Annotated in this window: 1 protein-coding gene; it reads right to left on the bottom strand. The window is 74.2% G+C overall.

Annotated elements, in window-relative coordinates; genetic code table 11:
* Positions 1–4: 4 nt before the first annotated feature.
* Positions 5–326, bottom strand: a 322-nt coding sequence (locus tag ACLF3M_RS35440; RefSeq protein ID WP_430661720.1) for an OmpA family protein, incomplete at its 5' end; no start/stop codon positions are given.

Genomic DNA, 326 nt, shown 5'->3' with positions numbered 1-326 from the left:
CGGATCAGCGCAGGACGATCTCGACGCGGCGGTTCTGCGGCTCGCGCACGCCGTCCGCGGTCGGGACGAGCGGGCGGGTCTCGCCGAAGGCCTGGATGACCATCGCGGAGCGCGGCACGCCGAGGCGGGCGAGCTCGGTCGCGACCGCGTCGGCGCGGCGCTGCGAGAGGCCCATGTTGTACTGCGGCGTGCCGGAGCGGTCGGCGTGGCCCGCGACTTCGATGCGGGTCGTGCCGGTGCGCTGGGCGGCCTGGGCGGCCTCGGCGATGATCTGCCGGGCGCGGTCGGTCAGGTTGTAGCGGTCCCAGTCGAAGAAGACGAGGAAG

The sequence above is a fragment of the Falsiroseomonas sp. HW251 genome (genome assembly GCF_050563545.1).
Taxonomy (GTDB): Bacteria; Pseudomonadota; Alphaproteobacteria; order Acetobacterales; family Acetobacteraceae; genus Falsiroseomonas.
The sequence above is the reverse complement of the archived record's forward strand: the minus strand, read 5'-3'. Positions and strand labels throughout refer to the sequence as shown.